Source organism: Mycobacterium sp. AMU20-3851, from assembly GCF_043974665.1.
Taxonomy (GTDB): Bacteria; Actinomycetota; Actinomycetes; order Mycobacteriales; family Mycobacteriaceae; genus Mycobacterium.
The window spans coordinates 801,863-816,530 of the sequence record NZ_CP146371.1 but is presented as its reverse complement, the minus strand read 5'-3'; the positions used below and the strand labels follow the sequence as shown (position 1 = coordinate 816,530).

General features: G+C 69.3%; 17 protein-coding genes and 1 riboswitch. Of the genes, 11 read left to right on the top strand and 6 right to left on the bottom strand.

The window, feature by feature from the left end; all coding sequences use genetic code 11:
• Positions 1 to 37: 37 nt before the first annotated feature.
• The 3 genes from V4U86_RS04070 to V4U86_RS04060 are packed head-to-tail and all read left to right on the top strand — an operon-like array spanning position 38 to position 4,242.
• On the top strand, positions 38 to 1,219 hold the full coding sequence (locus V4U86_RS04070; protein ID WP_395310011.1) for a glycosyltransferase: 1,182 nt from the start codon (positions 38 to 40) through the stop codon (positions 1,217 to 1,219).
• Between the two features lie 29 nt (positions 1,220 to 1,248).
• On the top strand, positions 1,249 to 3,435 hold the full coding sequence (gene helR / locus V4U86_RS04065) for an RNA polymerase recycling motor ATPase HelR (protein ID WP_395310010.1): 2,187 nt from the start codon (positions 1,249 to 1,251) through the stop codon (positions 3,433 to 3,435).
• 24 nt (positions 3,436 to 3,459) lie between these two features.
• Positions 3,460 to 4,242, top strand: a complete 783-nt coding sequence (locus tag V4U86_RS04060; RefSeq protein WP_395310009.1) for a TIGR03620 family F420-dependent LLM class oxidoreductase — start codon at positions 3,460 to 3,462, stop codon at positions 4,240 to 4,242.
• Here V4U86_RS04060 and V4U86_RS04055 read toward each other — a convergent pair.
• The 3 genes from V4U86_RS04055 to V4U86_RS04045 all read right to left on the bottom strand — a co-directional run bounded on the left by V4U86_RS04055 (position 4,239) and on the right by V4U86_RS04045 (position 5,756).
• Positions 4,239 to 4,508, bottom strand: a complete 270-nt coding sequence (locus tag V4U86_RS04055) for a DUF2537 domain-containing protein (RefSeq protein ID WP_395310008.1) — start codon at positions 4,506 to 4,508, stop codon at positions 4,239 to 4,241. The genes V4U86_RS04060 and V4U86_RS04055 overlap by 4 nt on opposite strands.
• Positions 4,505 to 5,212 (bottom strand): TrmH family RNA methyltransferase, encoded by a 708-nt coding sequence (locus V4U86_RS04050; protein WP_395310007.1) that lies wholly within the window; start codon positions 5,210 to 5,212, stop codon positions 4,505 to 4,507. Before V4U86_RS04050 ends, V4U86_RS04055 begins: the two co-directional genes overlap by 4 nt.
• 109 nt (positions 5,213 to 5,321) lie before the next feature.
• Positions 5,322 to 5,756, bottom strand: coding sequence for a MarR family transcriptional regulator (locus V4U86_RS04045; protein WP_395310006.1), 435 nt, complete (start codon positions 5,754 to 5,756; stop codon positions 5,322 to 5,324).
• 44 nt (positions 5,757 to 5,800) lie between these two features.
• Between V4U86_RS04045 and V4U86_RS04040 the strand changes: the two genes are divergently transcribed.
• Together V4U86_RS04040 and V4U86_RS04035 are read left to right on the top strand one after the other, a co-directional pair.
• Entirely contained in the window at positions 5,801 to 6,052 is a 252-nt protein-coding gene (locus tag V4U86_RS04040) for a DUF2530 domain-containing protein (RefSeq protein ID WP_395310005.1), read from the top strand.
• Positions 6,053 to 6,066: 14 nt separating this feature from the next.
• Positions 6,067 to 6,522 (top strand): SRPBCC family protein, encoded by a 456-nt coding sequence (locus tag V4U86_RS04035; protein WP_395310004.1) that lies wholly within the window; start codon positions 6,067 to 6,069, stop codon positions 6,520 to 6,522.
• A 38-nt stretch (positions 6,523 to 6,560) separates the two neighbouring features.
• Here the strand turns inward: V4U86_RS04035 and V4U86_RS04030 are convergent, their stop codons facing one another.
• Positions 6,561 to 7,334, bottom strand: coding sequence for a DUF3027 domain-containing protein (locus tag V4U86_RS04030; RefSeq protein WP_395310003.1), 774 nt, complete (start codon positions 7,332 to 7,334; stop codon positions 6,561 to 6,563).
• A gap of 159 nt (positions 7,335 to 7,493) precedes the next feature.
• On the opposite strand from V4U86_RS04030, the gene V4U86_RS04025 reads away from it, so the two are divergent.
• Positions 7,494 to 9,077: an MFS transporter gene (locus V4U86_RS04025; RefSeq protein ID WP_395311909.1), complete on the top strand. Its 1,584-nt coding sequence runs from the start codon at positions 7,494 to 7,496 to the stop codon at positions 9,075 to 9,077.
• The gene (locus tag V4U86_RS04020; RefSeq protein ID WP_395310002.1) at positions 9,074 to 9,610 is read left to right on the top strand and encodes a DUF2771 domain-containing protein; all 537 of its coding nucleotides are present in this window, start codon (positions 9,074 to 9,076) and stop codon (positions 9,608 to 9,610) included. The genes V4U86_RS04025 and V4U86_RS04020 overlap by 4 nt, the downstream gene beginning before the upstream one ends.
• Here V4U86_RS04020 and V4U86_RS04015 read toward each other — a convergent pair.
• Complete coding sequence (locus tag V4U86_RS04015) at positions 9,595 to 10,599, bottom strand: glutathione S-transferase family protein (protein ID WP_395310001.1); 1,005 nt, start codon at positions 10,597 to 10,599, stop codon at positions 9,595 to 9,597. The two genes, V4U86_RS04020 and V4U86_RS04015, sit on opposite strands and share 16 nt — an antisense overlap.
• Before the next feature lie 28 nt (positions 10,600 to 10,627).
• The gene (locus V4U86_RS04010; RefSeq protein ID WP_395311908.1) at positions 10,628 to 11,038 is read right to left on the bottom strand and encodes a cold-shock protein; all 411 of its coding nucleotides are present in this window, start codon (positions 11,036 to 11,038) and stop codon (positions 10,628 to 10,630) included.
• Between the two features lie 111 nt (positions 11,039 to 11,149).
• On the opposite strand from V4U86_RS04010, the gene V4U86_RS04005 reads away from it, so the two are divergent.
• The 4 genes from V4U86_RS04005 (at position 11,150) to V4U86_RS03990 (ending at position 14,648) form a co-directional block, all read left to right on the top strand.
• Complete coding sequence (locus tag V4U86_RS04005) at positions 11,150 to 11,548, top strand: YccF domain-containing protein (protein WP_395310000.1); 399 nt, start codon at positions 11,150 to 11,152, stop codon at positions 11,546 to 11,548.
• Positions 11,545 to 12,600, top strand: coding sequence for a GTP 3',8-cyclase MoaA (gene moaA, locus V4U86_RS04000; protein ID WP_395309999.1), 1,056 nt, complete (start codon positions 11,545 to 11,547; stop codon positions 12,598 to 12,600). Before V4U86_RS04005 ends, moaA begins: the two co-directional genes overlap by 4 nt.
• Positions 12,601 to 12,602: 2 nt before the next feature.
• A complete protein-coding gene (locus tag V4U86_RS03995) occupies positions 12,603 to 12,860 on the top strand; it encodes a MoaD/ThiS family protein (RefSeq protein WP_395309998.1) in 258 nt (85 codons plus the stop codon).
• Positions 12,861 to 13,093: 233 nt separating this feature from the next.
• A riboswitch (cyclic di-AMP (ydaO/yuaA leader) is annotated at positions 13,094 to 13,289 on the top strand.
• A gap of 9 nt (positions 13,290 to 13,298) precedes the next feature.
• The gene (locus V4U86_RS03990) at positions 13,299 to 14,648 is read left to right on the top strand and encodes a transglycosylase family protein (protein WP_395309997.1); all 1,350 of its coding nucleotides are present in this window, start codon (positions 13,299 to 13,301) and stop codon (positions 14,646 to 14,648) included.
• Positions 14,649 to 14,668 lie beyond the last annotated feature (20 nt).

Below are 14,668 nucleotides of genomic sequence, written 5' to 3'. Positions count from 1 at the left end.
TCCCCTGAAAGCACATTCACCGCTCAGGGGGTCGCGAATGCGGGTCATGCTCTACACATTCGGTTCGCGTGGGGACGTCCAGCCGCTGCTCGCGCTGGCGCTGCAATTGCAGAACCTCGGCGCCGAAGCACTCATCTGCGCGCCGCCGGATTTCACCGGTCTGCTCACCGACGCCGGAGTGCCGACGCTGCCGACGGGGCCGTCGGTCCGAGAACTCGTGCACGTCCGCAAGGCCACGCCGAAGGACGCGCCGACGCTCGCTGCCGAACTGGTGGCCGATCAATTCGCACTTCTCGACGCAGCCCGTGACTGTGACGCCATCGTCGCAACCGGGCTCATGCCGGCCGGCATGCGCTCGGTCGCCGAGCTGTCGAACATCCCGTACCGATGCGCGATCTTCACACCGCAGGTGCTGCCGTCACCGGACTACCGCCCGCTGCCCCGTCCGGGTAAGCCGTTCCCCGAGGGCGAGACCGACAACCGGGTGCTGTGGGATCTGGACGCCGAGAAGATCCGGGTGCTCTACGGCCCGCCGTTGAACGCGCACCGGGAGGCGGCCGGACTGCCGCCGGTGACCAACGTGCGTGATCACACCTTCACCCGCTCGCCGTTGCTTGCGGTCGACCCGGTGCTCAGTCCGTGGCAGCCGAGCCCCGAATTGAACGTCGAACAGACCGGCGCCTGGATCGTGCCCGACACCCGTCCACTGCCGCATGACCTGCGGGCATTCCTGGATGCGGGCGAGCCCCCGGTTTACGTCGGCTTCGGTAGCGTCACCGCACCCGAGGACGCGTCCCGGGTCGCCGTCGAGGCCATCCGCGTACTGGGGCTGCGCACGGTCCTGGGCGCGGGCTGGGCGGGGCTGACGACCGACGAACCGGACTGCATCGTCGTCGGTGAGGTCAACCACCAAGACCTATTCGGCCAAGTGGCGGCGGTGGTACATCACGGCGGAGCCGGCACCACGACCACCGCGGCCCGCAAGGGCGCGCCGCAGGTGGTGATCCCGCAGATCGTGGACCAACCGTACTGGGCCTCCCGGGTGGACGCGTTGGGCATCGGCGTCGCGCACCGGGACCCGACGCCGACAACCACCTCACTCGCGCGGGCGCTTAGGCTGGTACTGACTCCCGCGACCCGAAACCGAGCGATGGCCACGGCCGAACGCATCTGCACCGACGGGGCAACGACGGCCGCGACGAAACTACTGAACCTGTGAGCCACACCATACGAAACAACAAGGGGCACATGTCAACCCACGACTACCAAGCCGAACTCCAGGCCGAGCGCGACTATGTCGACGCGCTCTACGCCCGACTCGACGGCGACCGGGCGCGTGCCAAGGACCTCTACGCGGCGGCGTTGCGCGGTGACATCGATAAGCAGGATGGCTCGACCCTGGTGAACCGGGACGCCCACGTCCGCGCGCTGGGCAAAGAGGTCAGCAGGCTCGATGTGGCAGACAGCGGATTGTGCTTCGGGCAACTGGAGAGCATCGACGGTGAGCGGTCCTACATCGGCCGACTGGGACTGTTCGACAACGAGAACGACTACGAGCCGCTGCTGCTGGACTGGCGGGCCCCCGCCGCCCGGCCGTTCTACGTGGCCACCGCCGCCAGTCCGGAGGGCATGCGGCGGCGCCGTCAGTTCCACACCCGCGGACGTCAGGTGCTGGATTTCACCGACGAGGTCCTGGGCCGGCCCGGTCCCGATGAGCCGGACGGATCGAGCGATGCGGCGCTGCTGGCAGCGGTCAACGCACCGCGCACCGAGGGGATGAGCGACATCGTCGCCACCATCCAGGCCGAGCAGGACGAGATCATCCGGCTGGACCACCCGGGTGTGCTGATCATCGAGGGCGGTCCGGGTACCGGCAAGACGGTCGTGGCGCTGCACCGGGTGGCTTACCTGCTCTACACCCAGCGGGAGCGGATGGAACGCCATGGTGTGCTGGTGATCGGGCCCAGCCCGGCGTTCCTCAACCACGTCGGTCGGGTGCTGCCCTCGCTCGGCGAAACCAACGTGGTGTTCATGACCACCGGCGACCTGGTCCCCGGTCTGCACACCACCGGCGAGGACACACCCGAGGCTGCGCGCGCCAAGGGCTCGCTGAAGATGCTGGACGTGCTGGCCGCCGCCGTCGCCGATCGCCAGCGCACCCCCGAGGAACCGCTGCCGATCAAACTGGCCGATGTCACCGTGCAGATCGACGCCGGGATCGCCGGGTGGGCGATCCAGGAGGCGCGCGAAGCCGGGATGCCGCACAACGACGCCCGGGCGGTGTTCGTCGATGTGGTGACCTGGGCGCTGACCGAGCGGGCCATCGCCCGAATCGGGAAGGGCTGGTTGACCCGTGACGACAAACAGGCCTGGGAGCATCTGCGCGCCGAGCTGATCGACGAACTCGAAGACCACGACGGGTTCAAGGCCGCGCTGGACGAGCTGTGGCCCGAGCTCACCCCGGAAGCCCTGCTGGCAGACCTCTACGAATCCCCGGATCGGCTGCAGGCCGCGGGCGCCGACGAGTCGCTGCTGCGTGCCGACGGCCGGGCCTGGACCGTCTCGGACGTCCCGCTGCTCGACGAGCTGGTGGACTTGCTGGGCGGGATCAAACCCGATGCCGCGGCGGAGAAGGAGCGACAGGAGGAGGCCGCGTACGCGGCGGGCGTGCTGGACCTGATGGTGGCCCGCGAGGACCTGATGGACGATGAGGATCATCTGATCGCCGCCGACCTCATCGGAGCCGAGGAGCTGGCCGACCGGTTCATCGAGCAGGACAACCGTGAACTGGCCGAACGTGCTGCCGCGGACCGGGATTGGACCTACCGGCACGTGGTGGTCGACGAGGCCCAGGAGCTCTCCGAGATGGACTGGCGGGTATTGATGCGACGCTGCCCGGCCCGGTCGTTCACCATCGTCGGCGATCTGGCGCAACGCCGCTCCGAGGCCGGCGCCCGGAGCTGGGAGGCCATGATGTCCCCATACGTGAAGGACCGCTGGGCGTACCGGCCGTTGACCGTGAACTACCGCACCCCGGCCGAGATCATGGCCGTCGCCGGCGCGGTGCTCGCCGAGTTCGCCCCCGGCATCCAGCCGCCGGTATCGGTGCGTTCGTGCGGCGTCCAGCCGTGGTCGAAGAAGGTGACCGAGGACGAATTGGATTCTGCCATAGCAGAATTCGTCTCTGAAGAAGCGACGAGGGAAGGCACCAGTGTGGTCATCGGCCCGCCCGGGGTACCCGGGACGGTGTCCGCGGCATTGACCAAGGGTCTGGAATTCGATGCGGTGCTGGTGGTCGAACCGGACCGAATCCTGGCCGACGGGCCACGCGGGGCCGCCGAACTCTACGTCGCCCTCACCCGCGCCACCCAGCGCCTCGGCGTGCTGCACCATGGGGATCTGCCGGAGTCACTGTCGGGTCTTGACCTGAAGTGAAGTTCAGGTCCTAGCGTTGCGGGCATGAGTTCGATCGGACTGGCCAGCAGCCTGCCCTACACCGATGACGTCGCCGCAGTCGCCCGGGAGGCCCGGCGCGCAGAGGAACTCGGGTACGCCACCCTGTGGCGGTCCGGAGTCCTGCCGATGGTCGCGGAGGCGGTGCGCGCCACCACCACGATTCCGGTGGCCACCGGGATCATCCCGGTGTCGCGGGTGCCGGCGGCCGACGTCGTGGCGACACATGCCGAGCTGCCTCCGGGCCGGTTCATCGTGGGAATCGGTGGCGCACAAGGCTATCGGCCGCTGGAGACCGTGGGCGGCTACCTCGACGAACTGGACGCCGCGGGCGTGCGGGCCGGGGTCCTGGCCGCCCTCGGACCGAAGATGCTGACGCTGGCCCAGGAACGCTCCGGCGGCGCCTATCCGTACCTCGTCACACCGCAGTACGTGACGATTGCCAGACAGCTGCTCGGGCCGGACCGGACACTGGCGGTGTTACTCATGGTGATACCACTGACCGACCGCGAGGACGCGCGCCGTGCCGCCGCCGGCCCCCTGGAGTTCCTGGCATCACAGGGCGGCTACCGTCGAAACCTGTTGCGCCAGGGCTTCACCGAGGCAGACATCGATCTGGTCAGCGACCGCCTGCTGAACGGCATCTCGGCGTGGGGCGGGCCCGAGCGGATCGCCGACCGGATCGCCGATCACCACGCCGCAGGCGCAGATCAGGTGGTGCTACGCATCGTCGGGGCCGACGACATCCCGGCGTGGCAGAAGAAATTCGCCGAGCTACTGCTGAATTAGGACAGCGCCAGCGCCAGCACCGTCACCCAGCCGACCGCGACACCGACGCCGGAACCCAGCACGAACCACCGCCACACCGGCAGCCGGCGCCAGCCCCACACCGTGGGGGCCAGTCCGCCGACGGCGACCAGATTCAGCCCCACCGCGAGCAGCGGGTGGATCCGGATCAGCCCGAGGCTGAGCACCACGATCGCGACCCCGACCACGCCCGCGACGAAAGCCGCGACCGTCAGGCCCGTCCCCCACGGCGTCTCGGTTCTGGTCACGGATTCAACCTAGCGCGCTCGTAGAAGGCCAGCGCGGCGGCGGTGGCGACGTTGAGCGAATCGGTGCCCCGGGACATCGGAATCCGCACCCGCACATCGGCGGACCGCATGGTGTGTTCCTTGAGTCCGGGCCCCTCGGCGCCGACCATCATCGCCACCCTGTCCTCCATCAGGTCGGCCATCGCTGCCGCCAGCGTCGGGGCAGACGGGTTCGGCGTCATCGCGAGAACCCGGAAGCCCTTGTCGCGCAACACCTGCAGATCGTCGGGCCAGGACTGCGCCCACGCGTAGGGCACCAGCAACGCGTGCCCCATCGACACCCGGACCGCGCGCCGGTACAGCGGGTCGGCGCAGCCGGTGCCGAACAGCACACCGTCGATCCCCAGCCCGGCGGCATTGCGGAAGATCGACCCCAGGTTCTCGTGGTCGTTGACGCCCTCGAGCACCGCGACGGTGCGGGAACCGGCGATGATCTCGTCGACGGACAGTTCCCCGGGCCGGGGCGCGGCGGCCAGCACGCCGCGGTTGAGGTGGAAACCCACCGCCGCGGCCATCACCTCAGCCGACGCCCGGTAGTACGGGACGTCCACGCCGTCGAGGTCGGCCGCCAACTCACCGAGGCGGCGATCGGTGCCCAGCAGGGCGCGCGGACGGAACCGGGAGGCCAGCATGCGCTGCACCACCAGCACACCCTCGGCGATCACCAGCCCCTTGCCGCTGGGCAGGTCGGGACGGCGGTCGACGCTGTTGAGGTCACGGAAGTCATCGAGGCGCGGATCGGCGGGATCCTCGATGTCGAATACGTCGGCCAGGTCAGGCGCCTTCGTCCACGATGGCGAGCATCAGATCGGCGGCAGCCAGCAAGGTGGCCCGCTCCTCGGCGGTGAGTTCGGCCAGGCGTTGGGCCAACCATTCCCGGCTGGCCCGGCGCTCGGCCTCGATCAGCTCGGTGCCACTGGCCGACACCGAGATCAGCACCTGCCGGCCGTCGTCGGGGTGGGCGCTGCGGTCGATGAAGCCCACATCCACCAGCGAGGCGATCACCCTGGTCATCGACGGCGGACGGACCCGCTCGCGGGCGGCCAGCGCGCCGGGGGTCATCGGGCCTTCCTTGGCCACGGTGGCCAGCGCCGACAACTGGGTCAGCGACACCGGCGAATCGGGTCGCCGGAAGCGGAGCTGACGGGCCAGACGCACCACAGCCAACGAGAGATCACTCGCCAGTCGAGGGTCGACGTCGTCTGCCACAGGTCCGAACAATACCCAGCGGCCATCGACTAGGTTGAATCCCGATGTCTGCGAACACGTCGCCGGAGCCGCCCCCGCTGCCCCCGCGACTGCTCGAGCCGGTGCCGGTGATCGGTGTGATCGCGGTGGGCTGGCTGATCGCGCTGGTGCTGGCGTTCACAGTCCCCGACCTGCACGACTGGCGGCCGATCACGGTGGCCGGCCTCGGTGTCGGTCTGCTCGGCACCTCCATCTTCCTGCTGCAACGACGCGCCGCACGCCGCGGCGATCGGGGTGCGCAGCAGGGACTGACCTGATTCGAGGAGCACATATGGGAGCCGACCTGCTGCAGGCGGAGATCCAGATCGACGCGCCGGTGGCCGAGGTCTGGGAGCTGGTCTCCGACCTGCGCCGGATGCCGGAGTGGAGCCCGCAATGCCGGGCCATGAAGATGTTCGGCCCGCTGCGGGCCGGTGCCCGGACCATCAACTGGAACCGCCGAGGCCTGCTGTTCTGGCCGACGACCTGCACCATCGTGGAGGTCGACCCGGAGCGCAAGCTCACCTTCCGGGTGGACGCCAACGGCACCGAATGGAGCTACGAACTCGAACCGGTCGGCGGCGGCACCCGGGTGGTGGAGAGCCGTCGTGCACCCAACGGGATCAAGAAGGTCTCGACGGTGCTGGTGAACGCCGCGATGGGCGGGGTGCCCAGCTTCGAGGTGGAGCTCGTCGACGGGATGAACGAGTCCCTGTCGCGGATCAAGGCCGCCGCCGAAGGCGCTTAGGGGCCGGCCGAAGGCGCCTAGGGCTCAGCCGAAGGCGCTCAGGTCGGGTCGATGACGCCGTCGTCGTAGGGCACGAAGGCGGGTGATCCCATACCGGCCGGCACCGGGGTGTCCGAGTGGGCACCGCAGCCGTATTCGCATTCGACCACGCGGCCGTCGGCGGACATCTCGTTGCAGCACACCCCGAACAGGGTGCCCAGCGATCCGGTCAGCGGTACGTAGAAGCCGCAGTCGCGGCACACCCGGCGGGTGGCGCGGGCCATCGCCGACGACGGACCGAACTCGCCTTCGTGCCAGCGTTCGGCGGCGTCCAGGCGGCCTTCCAGGCTGAGCACCCGACGCCGTCCCAGCCCCACCTCACCGGCGATCTCGTCGAGTTCGGGATCCCCGCTGGACATATGGCCGGGGACCAGCCGCGGGTCATCCGGCGGGGTGGCCAGCAGGTCGCCCGGGCTGAGGTCGCCGGGCTGCACGCGCTGGTCCCACGGCACCCACTGGGGTGCGAGCAGCGCCGTCGGGCCGGGCACCAGCACGACCTCACTGATGGTGACGTGATCGGTACCGGGATAGCCGGCCACCACCACGGCCCACTGCCAGCCCTGATACCCGGGCAGCACGGCGAGGAAGCGGTGCGTCGCCGCGGTGGGGTCCTCGAAGACCGCGCCGAGGTACTCGCCGACGGTGTCTTCGCCGCTGAACTCCTCGATCGCACTGCGGGCGGAGTCGACGGCACCCATGAGCAGTGCCTCCAGCGCCGGCGGCCGCTGTTGCGCCTGCGCGGTGTCCGGGGCCTGGTCGGTCGCTTCGGTCATGCTGTCCATCGGTGTCCATATTGCCTGACCATGTGCGTCAGAGCCACACCGGTGGCCTGCACACGGCCGCCCGGGCTTTAAGGGACAATCGGTGTCGTGTCTTCCCGGGATCCCCGCTACTACCCGCCGCGGCCTCCGTCCGGCGATGAGCATCCCGGCATGGCCAACTATCCGAGCGACGGGGAGATGCCCCGGCGCGGGGCGGGCAGGCAGCAGACTCCGAGCGCGAACCGCTGGTTGCCGCCGCTGGACGATGAGACCAGACAGCGCCGCACCGAGCCCCCGCCGCGCGCCGGTACTGCCGCGGGTGAGCGCATCACGGTGACCCGTGCGGCTGCGGCGCGCAGCCGGGAGATGGGCTCGAAGATGTACGGCCTGGTGCACCGGGCGGCGACCGCGGACGGTGCGGACAAGTCCGGGCTGACGGCGCTGACGTGGCCGGTGGTCGCCAACTTCGCGGTGGACGCCGCGATGGCCGTCGCCTTGGCCGATACGTTGTTCTTCGCGGCGGCTTCGGGCGAGAGCAAGAGCAAGGTCGCGCTCTATCTGCTCATCACCATCGCACCCTTCGCGGTGATCGCCCCGCTGATCGGTCCGGCGCTGGACCGTCTGCAGCATGGCCGCCGGGTCGCGCTGGCGGCGTCGTTCGCGCTGCGCACGGTGCTCGTGGTGGTACTGATCGCCAACTTCGACGGCACAGAAGGCAGCTTCCCGTCCTGGGTGCTCTATCCCTGTGCACTGGGAATGATGGTGTTGTCCAAGTCATTCAGCGTGTTACGCAGTGCCGTGACGCCGCGGGTGCTGCCCCCGAGCATCGATCTGGTCCGGGTGAACTCGCGGTTGACGACGTTCGGTCTGCTCGGCGGCACGGTGATCGGCGGCGGCATCGCGGCCGGCGCGCAGTATCTGCTCAAGCTCGCCGAACTGCCCGGGGCGCTCTACGTGCTGGTGGCCGCAACCATCGGTGGCGCCGTGCTGTCGATGCGCATCCCGAAGTGGGTGGAGGTCACCGCCGGTGAGGTGCCGGCCACCCTGAGCTATCACGGCGGCACCGATCAGTTGCGCCGCCATCCGCAACGCGAGGCGGCCCGACAGCCGCTGGGCCGCAACATCATCACCGCGCTGTGGGGCAACTGCACCATCAAGGTGATGGTGGGATTCCTGTTCCTCTACCCCGCGTTTGTGGCCAAGGCGCACGGGGACGGCGGCTGGGAGCAGCTGCGCATCCTCGGCCTGATCGGCGCCGCGGCAGCGATCGGCAACTTCGCCGGCAATTTCACCGCGGCCCGGCTCAAACTGGGACGCCCGGCGCTGCTGGTGGTGCGCGCCGCGATCGCGGTGACGCTGGTGGCGCTGGCCACCGCGCTCACGGCGAACCTGCTGGTGGCCGCCGTCGCGACCCTGATCACCTCGGGCGCCAGCGCCATCGCCAAGGCCTCCCTGGACGCGTCCCTGCAAGACGACCTGCCCGAGGAGTCCCGGGCGTCGGCGTTCGGGCGGTCGGAGTCGGTGCTGCAGCTGGCCTGGGTGATCGGCGGCGCGACCGGAGTCCTGATCTACACCGAATTGTGGGCCGGGTTCACCACCATCACCGCGATCCTGATCCTCGGGCTGGCCCAGACGTTGGTCAGCTACAACGGCGCATCGCTCATCCCCGGGTTCGGCGGCAACCGCCCCGTCCTGGCCGAAACCGAAGGCGGACACGTGAATTATCCCGGCAGCACGGCGGCGGGCACTCGATGAAGAAAGGCGTGGCGATCCTCGCGGTCCTTACCCTGCTCGCATCGGTCGGCACCGGCGTGCTGGTGTGGCAACTCAGCCGGGACAGCGGGCCGCACTACCCCGAGATCAGTGCCTACTCGCACGGGCACACCGTCCGGGTGGGCCCGTTCCTGTACTGCCCGGTCCTCGACCTGGACGACTGCGATTTCCCGGAAACCACCGCGGATCTGGCACTGAATACGCGGCACCCGGTGCAGCTGGCGGTCGACCCGGCGATCGCGCGGGGGCCCTGGTTGTTGGTGCGCACCTACGAGGATGCCGCGGCCCCGGTGGTGCAGGAATTCCGTCCGGGCGCCGCCAAGACGGTCAAGATCCCCAGCGTCGACGCCCGCTTCGGCAAGTTGACCGGGATCGTCGTGCAGCTGCCCACGCTGGTGCGCGACGAGGCGGGCAACGAATTCCCGGTGCCACACGCCGAGTGGTCGGTGCGCACCACGTGGGATACCGACGAGGAGTATTCGGAGTCGGTGACGGACTTTCAGCCCGCGGAGTGACCGGCCGGGACCTCTTCACCGGGCCTGGTCGGCCCGGGCGGGGTACCGTCACCGAAAGGCCTGCCGCCCAACGATTCCCGGCCGTGCGGGGTCAGCCAGTTGGCCAGCTCCGGCCCCTTCGGGACGATGCGGGTGGGATTGATGTCGGTGTGCACCATGTAGTAGTGCTGCTTGATCTGCACGAAATCGATGGTGTCGCCGAAGCCGGGGGTCTGGAACAGGTCGCGGGCGTAGGCCCACAGCACCGGTAGCTCGGTGAGCTTGGACCGGTTGCACTTGAAATGCCCGTGGTAGACGGGGTCGAAGCGGGCCAGCGTGGTGAACAGCCGGACATCGGCCTCGGTGATGGTGTCGCCCACGAGAAACCTTTGCCCGCTCAGCCTTTCGGTCAGCCAGTCCAGTGCGGTGAACAGCCGGTCATACGCGGCGTCGTAGGCGTCTTGGGAACCGGCGAACCCGCAGCGATACACGCCGTTGTTCACCTCGGTGTAGATGCGCTGGGCGACCTCGTCGATCTCGTCCCGCAGGGGCTCCGGGTAGAGCTGTGGGGCGCCCTCTCGGTGGTGGGCGGTCCACTCGGTGGAGAAGTCCAGGGTGATCTGCGCGAAGTCGTTGGTGACCACCGCGCCGGTGGGCACGTCGACGATCGCGGGCACCGTGACGCCCTTCGGGTAGTCCGGGATGCGCTTGTTGTAGGCGTCGCGCAGATAGTGGATACCCAGCACCGGGTCCACACCACCGGGGTCCAGATCGAACGTCCAACTGCGCTCATCGTGGGTGGGCCCACAAAAGCCGATGGAGAGAGCGTCTTCCAGGCCGAGCAGGCGCCGCACGATGATGGTCCGGTTGGCCCACGGGCAGGCCCGCGCGACCACCAGCCGGTACCGGCCGGGTTCGACCGGATAACCGTCGGCACCGTCGGCGGTGATCCGATCAGTTATGTAGTTGGTGTCCCGGTTGAAATCACCCTGGGGGTTCACGTAGGCCATACGGCCAGTGTGCCCCGCGGGCGGCGTGTCAGGCGTCGAGTTCGCGGGCGACGGCCTTGACCACCTCGGACACCCGCCGGGCCACCTTGCGGTCGGGGTACTTACCCTTGCGCAGCTCGGGCTGGATGGTGTTCTCCAGCAGGGTGATCAGGTCGCCGACCATGCCGTGCAGCTCGTCCGGAGTGTGCTTGTGCTCGACGGTCGCCGCCTCGCGCCGGGTCCGGGACAGGCTCGGCGGCGGATCGAGCAGCCGGACCTGCAGCGCCTGCGGGCCACGGCGCCCGGCAGCCAGGCCGAACTCGACCTTCTGGCCGGCCTTGAGTCCCTCGACACCCGACGGCAGCGCCGACGAACGCACGTATACGTCCTCGCCATCCTCCTGAGAAAGGAAGCCGAAGCCCTTCTCGGAGTCGTACCACTTCACCTTGCCGGTTGGCACTGCGCTCACCCGTCCGTCTTGATAGATCACATAAGTAATGCGTCCCGCCTGCGCAGGACGCAATGCGGAAGATCCTAACAAGTAGGCTAGTGCGACAGCCTGGAGGAGACCATGCGCCTAGTACTGAACGTCATCTGGTTGATCTTCGGTGGCCTCTGGCTGGCGCTGGGCTACTTCCTGGCCGGGATCATCTGCTTCATTCTCATCGTCACCATCCCGTTCGGATTCGCCGCGTTCCGCATCGGCGTCTACGCGCTGTGGCCGTTCGGTTACAAGGTGGTCGACAAGCCCGGCGTGCGACCGGGCGCCACCGTCGGCAACATCATCTGGCTGCTCGTCGCCGGTATCTGGTTGGCGATCGGCCATGTCATCTCCGCGATCGCGTATGCGATCACGATCATCGGTATCCCCCTTGCGATCGCGACGATCAAGTTGATCCCGGTGTCGCTGATGCCGCTTGGCAAGGAGATCGTGCCCACCGACGAGCCCTTTGCCGGGGTGTCGCGGTGAGCCTGACCGACCTCGGATTGCCCATGCCGGGACGCGCCCCCGCCCCGGGGATGCCCGCCGACGGCCCGCTGCTGGACACCTACGGCCGGATCGCCACCGATCTGCGGGTGTCCCTGACCGACCGCTGCAATCTGCGCTGTACCTATTGCATGCCGGCCGAGGGCCTGCAGTGGCTGCCCGACAGCCAGCTGCTGAGCGCCGACGAGCTGGCCCGGCTGTTGCGCATCGCGGTGACCCGGCTCGGCATCACCAGCATCCGGTTCACCGGGGGCGAGCCACTGGTGTCCCCGCATCTGGAGCAGACCATCACCGCCGCTGCCGCGCTGCGGCCACGCCCGGAGATCGCGGTCACCACCAACGGTCTCGGACTGGCACGCCGGGCCGCGCAGCTGAAGAAGGCCGGACTGAACCGGGTCAACGTCTCCCTGGACACCGTCAACGCCGAGCACTTCGCGCAGATAACCCGACGGGACCGGCTGGCCGATGTGCTGGCCGGTCTGGCCGCCGCCGCCGAAGCCGGCCTGGGTCCGGTCAAGGTCAACGCGGTGCTCGACCCGCGGACTGGCCTCGATGACGTGGTGCCACTGCTGTCCTTCTGTCTCGAGCACGGCTATCAGCTCCGGATCATCGAACAGATGCCGCTGGACGCCGGACACGAGTGGACGCGCGCGAAGACCATCGAGGCGGACACCGTGCTGAGCGCGCTGCGCCGGCACTTCGATCTGGCACCCGATCCCGGCCCGCGCGGGTCGGCGCCGGCACAGTTGTGGCGGGTCAACGGCGGCGAGGGCACCGTCGGCGTCATCGCCTCGGTCTCGGAGTCGTTCTGTGGTGCCTGCGATCGCACCCGGTTGACCGCCGACGGCCAGATCCGCAGCTGCCTGTTCTCCACCACCGAGACCGACCTGCGCGCACTGTTGCGCGGCGGCGCCGACGACGACGCGGTGGAGGCGGCGTGGCGGACGGCGATGTGGGCCAAACCGGCCGGGCATGGCATCAACGATCCGAGCTTCGTCCAGCCGGACCGGCCGATGAGCGCCATCGGCGGGTGAGCATGTCCGAAGTACAGATCACCGTCCGATATTTCGCGGCCGCGCGGGCCGCTGCGGGAATCGAGACCGAAACGTTGCGTTGTCCCACGGGCACCACCATTCACACGCTCGTCGACGGACTCGGCCGGCGCGGACCCGAATTGGCGAAAGTCCTCGCACGCTGCTCTTTCCTGCGCGACGGCGTCGCGGTGCGAGATAAAAACGTCGTGCTCCAAACAACCGAAACGGTCGATGTCTTACCCCCGTTCGCCGGCGGATAGACGTGATTTGTATCACATCACGAAATGATCACGAACTGGCTACCTGCGGTTTGAGTCACGAAAACACCTGCGGAAACGCCCGGATCGCCTGCGCCTTTAAAGTCCTCTCAGAGTTTGCAGCCACCCGAAACGCCGGAACCGCGCCGAGATGACGGTCGACGGGAGAACCGTTACCGTCGTGCCAAGCCGTTCGACCCAAATCGATTGGCCTGCCTCGTCTGATTGCGCCGAGCTCCATCCATCAGCCGAGGGCCAACACGAACCACTGGATGGAGGCGGGGGACCCACCGGTCCGCCGACAAGCAGACCAGGAACTGCAGTACCGGTTCCTTGGGGTGAAGCCAGAAGACGTCGCAAGACGCCGAAGGCCGGGCAACCTCTCCTGCCCGAACCCGACAGCTGACCTCGCGGGCGCTGACGAGAGGAACTTTGCGTTTCATGAGTGGACGGCACCGTAAGCCCACGACATCTTCCGTAAGCGTCGCCAAAATCGCCTTCACCGGTGCGGTCATCGGCGGCGGCAGCCTGGCCCTCGCCGGTCAGGCCGGCGCCGCGACTGACGGCGAATGGGACACCGTCGCCAGCTGCGAGTCCGGCGGTAACTGGGCCATCAACACCGGCAACGGCTACCACGGTGGGCTGCAGTTCTCCCCCAGCACCTGGTCCGGTCACGGCGGCGGCGAGTTCGCCCCGACCGCGTACCTGGCCACCAAGGAAGAGCAGATCGCCGTTGCCGAGCGCGTCCTGGCCAGCCAGGGCAAGGGCGCATGGCCCACGTGCGGACGCGGCCTGTCCGGTGCCACCCCGCGCAACGTGGTGAACGAGCCCGCCCCCCAGGCACTGGACAACCCGCTGATCAACGGCGAGCTCCCGCCGCCGCCTCCGCCGGCACCCGCACCGTTCGATGCTTTCGCCGCTCCGGCCCCGATGCCGCTGGACGCCCCGCTGCCCCCGGCACCGGCTCCCGAGCCCCTGCCGCCGGCCCCCGCCCCGCTCCCGCCGGCCCCCGAGGCCGCTCCGGTGGCGGTAGCCGCTCCGCTGGATGCCCCGCTGCCCGTCGAGGCACCGCTGCCCCCGGCCCCGCCCGCCGACGTCGCCCTGGCGGCCGCTCCGGCCCCGCTGCCCATCGACGCACCGCTGCCCCCGGCCCCGATGCCTCCGGTGGACGCCCCGCTGCCCCCGGCCCCGGCCGCGCCCGTCGTGTTCGACGCGCCGCTGACGCCCGAGCAGCTGGCCTCGCTGCCGATCATCCAGGTCGCCGACTGGGATGTCGCGGCCGACTCGGCCCCGGCCGACCAGCCTCAGCTGTGGGCCCTGCACGACGCCCCGCTTCCGCAGGAGCCCGTGTTGCCGGCACCGGCCCCGACTCCGGCACCCGCCCCGGCCCCGATCGCCGCTCCGGCACCCGATCCGCTGGCCCCGCTCAACGGCGTCGCGGTGCCGCAGCCGGTGATGGATGTCGCCAACCAGGCGATCTCCGGCGAGCTGCCGATCCCGGCCGAGGGTGTCCCGCACCTGATCAGCCCGGAGAACCTGGCACCCGGCACCACCATGGATCCGAACGCGCTGCCCGACGAGAGTGCGAACGTCAGCTACCTGCGCCAGATCTGGAACGCCGTGCAGTCCCAGCAGATCTCCGGCCGCGACGCCCTGCTCGCGGTGGCCACCCAGCGCTCGCTGACCGGTACCGCTCCGGAACTGCCGCCCGGCGCGGTCATCGCGCCGCCGGCTGCTCCCCCGGCTCCCGGTGCGCCGCTGCCGGCCCCCGCGCCGCTGCCGGCCCCGTAAGACGATCGATTCCGAAGCCG

Coding starts and splice junctions, on each gene's coding strand:
- V4U86_RS04025 (WP_395311909.1), top strand. CDS start 7,494: ATGGCCAACTATCCGAGCGACGGGGAGATGCCCCGGCGCGGGGCGGGC.
- V4U86_RS04005 (WP_395310000.1), top strand. CDS start 11,150: ATGCGCCTAGTACTGAACGTCATCTGGTTGATCTTCGGTGGCCTCTGG.
- V4U86_RS04060 (WP_395310009.1), top strand. CDS start 3,460: ATGAGTTCGATCGGACTGGCCAGCAGCCTGCCCTACACCGATGACGTC.
- helR (WP_395310010.1), top strand. CDS start 1,249: ATGTCAACCCACGACTACCAAGCCGAACTCCAGGCCGAGCGCGACTAT.
- V4U86_RS04020 (WP_395310002.1), top strand. CDS start 9,074: ATGAAGAAAGGCGTGGCGATCCTCGCGGTCCTTACCCTGCTCGCATCG.
- V4U86_RS04040 (WP_395310005.1), top strand. CDS start 5,801: ATGTCTGCGAACACGTCGCCGGAGCCGCCCCCGCTGCCCCCGCGACTG.
- V4U86_RS04030 (WP_395310003.1), bottom strand. CDS start 7,334: ATGACCGAAGCGACCGACCAGGCCCCGGACACCGCGCAGGCGCAACAG.
- V4U86_RS03990 (WP_395309997.1), top strand. CDS start 13,299: ATGAGTGGACGGCACCGTAAGCCCACGACATCTTCCGTAAGCGTCGCC.
- V4U86_RS04015 (WP_395310001.1), bottom strand. CDS start 10,599: ATGGCCTACGTGAACCCCCAGGGTGATTTCAACCGGGACACCAACTAC.
- V4U86_RS04070 (WP_395310011.1), top strand. CDS start 38: ATGCGGGTCATGCTCTACACATTCGGTTCGCGTGGGGACGTCCAGCCG.
- V4U86_RS04035 (WP_395310004.1), top strand. CDS start 6,067: ATGGGAGCCGACCTGCTGCAGGCGGAGATCCAGATCGACGCGCCGGTG.
- V4U86_RS03995 (WP_395309998.1), top strand. CDS start 12,603: ATGTCCGAAGTACAGATCACCGTCCGATATTTCGCGGCCGCGCGGGCC.